Genomic DNA, 1,891 nt, shown 5'->3' with positions numbered 1-1,891 from the left:
GTGTCGACGACGCGGTCGAGCCAGGCCTTGTCGACCTTGCGGCCGGCGATGTCCATCGGGAGGGTGATGTTCTCCAGGGCGGTCAGGGTGGGGAGCAGGTTGAAGGCCTGGAAGATGAAGCCGATGTGGTCGCGGCGCAGCTGGGTGAGCTGCTTGTCCTTGAGGCCGACGAGCTCGGTGTCGCCGATGGTGGAGGAGCCGGAGGAGACGGTGTCCAGGCCGGCCATGCAGTGCATGAGGGTGGACTTGCCGGAGCCGGACGGGCCCATGATGGCGGTGAACTCGCCCTGGGGGAAGGTCACGGTGACGTTGTCGAGGGCGACGACGCGGGTCTCCCCCTCCCCGTAGACCTTGTTCAGGCCGGTGGCTCGGGCGGCCGCCAGGCCGGTGCGGACGGCGGTTGCGGTCGGCGTGGTCACGGGGGGCTCCTTGTGCTCGTGGACTTGTACCTCCATGCTCCGCGACGTGATCATGGTCTTGCGTCGCTCCGCCGGACGGTTGGCCCTACCACCGCTGGGCGTACGGGAGGGCTGGACCCTCCTCCTGCGGTATGACGTGAACCCTGAGGCGGCGGGATGGCCGGAACGGATATCCTTCGTGGCCGAATCCCGGACAGTTCGTCAGATGGCAAGGAAACATGACAACTTCCGGGGCAGGGAACATGCGAAAGAGTGAGCCGGGCGACTAGGCTCAGGGTGGTTTCGCAAGAGCCCGGATGGTGGAACGCAGACACGGGCAGCTTAAAACTGCTTGGCCGCGAGGCCGTGCCGGTTCGAGTCCGGCTCCGGGCACTGACAACCGCGGGGGCGCCGACGGCGTCCCCGCCGGTCGTTGTTCACCGGATCCTCCTCGCGGCGTATCCCGGAATTTTTGCCAAGCCATTACCCTTGTACACGGGCGGTGCAGTGCCGCCACGGAGGGAATGAGCAATGAGAAGCAGCAACCCGGTCTTCTCGCGGGAGGGGTCCTTCACCCGCGACTCCGGCTACGCGGGGTTCGGTACCACCGCGCAGGCCGGGAGCCCGTACGGCCAGAACGCGCACGGTCAGAACCCCTACGCGGGTACGCCCTACGCCCAGCAGCCGCAGGGCCAGGCCCCCATGACCGACGAGCAGCTCTACGAGCTGTACAACGGGCCGTCGGCCGGCCCGGCGGCCACCGGGCGGATGACGCTGGACGACGTGGTCGCCCGCACCGCCATGACGCTGCTGACGCTGGTCGTCGCCGGCGCGGTGGCCTGGTTCGCGCTGCCGTTCGAGAACTTCGGCTTCGCGATCGCCGCCAGCCTGGTGGCCATGGTCGTCGGCCTGGTGGTCTCCTTCAAGCGCAGCGTCAGCCCGCCGCTGATCCTCACCTACGCGGCCCTCCAGGGCTTCGCGATGGGCGCCGTCTCGCACGCCTTCAACACCTGGCTGAACGGCATCGTGATCCAGGCGGTCCTGGGTACGGCGGCGGTCTTCGCGGCGATGCTGTTCGCCTACAAGAGCGGAAAGATCCGGGTCACCGCCCGCTACCAGCGGATCGGCATCGCGATCGCGCTGGGCTTCGTGCTGCTGATGCTGGTCAACATGGTCGCGATGGCCTTCGGCGCCGACATGGGCCTGCGCTCCGGCCCGCTGGGCATCGTGGTCGGCCTGATCGGCATCGGCCTGGGCGCCTTCTTCCTGTCGCTGGACTTCGCGTCGATCGAGGAGGCCATCGCCCAGGGCGCCCCGCAGCGGGAGTCCTGGCGGGCCGCCTTCGGGCTGACCCTGTCGCTGGTCTGGATCTACATGGAGATGCTGCGGCTGATCGCGATCCTGCGCGGCGACGACTGACGGTCCCTTCCTTCGTGAACCACTGCCGCCGGGCCCCGGAGCGACTCGCTCCGGGGCCAGTCTCTTGTAAACAA

The 1,891-nt window shown here is 68.2% G+C and carries 2 protein-coding genes and 1 tRNA gene; 2 read left to right on the top strand and 1 reads right to left on the bottom strand.

Features of this window, described 5'->3' with window-relative positions; genetic code table 11:
• A partial coding sequence (locus ACFVHV_RS43735) for an ABC transporter ATP-binding protein (protein WP_380359465.1) occupies positions 1–455 on the bottom strand: 455 nt, incomplete at its 3' end.
• A gap of 254 nt (positions 456–709) precedes the next feature.
• Between ACFVHV_RS43735 and ACFVHV_RS43730 the strand changes: the two genes are divergently transcribed.
• Together ACFVHV_RS43730 and ACFVHV_RS43725 are read left to right on the top strand one after the other, a co-directional pair.
• Positions 710–791 (top strand) — tRNA-Leu (locus ACFVHV_RS43730).
• A 138-nt stretch (positions 792–929) separates the two neighbouring features.
• Positions 930–1,817, top strand: a complete 888-nt coding sequence (locus ACFVHV_RS43725; RefSeq protein ID WP_359914059.1) for a Bax inhibitor-1/YccA family protein — start codon at positions 930–932, stop codon at positions 1,815–1,817.
• Positions 1,818–1,891 lie beyond the last annotated feature (74 nt).

The sequence above is a fragment of the Kitasatospora sp. NPDC127116 genome, assembly GCF_042677365.1.
Lineage (GTDB): Bacteria > Actinomycetota > Actinomycetes > Streptomycetales > Streptomycetaceae > Kitasatospora > Kitasatospora lactacystinica.
The sequence above is the reverse complement of the archived record's forward strand: the minus strand, read 5'-3'. Positions and strand labels throughout refer to the sequence as shown.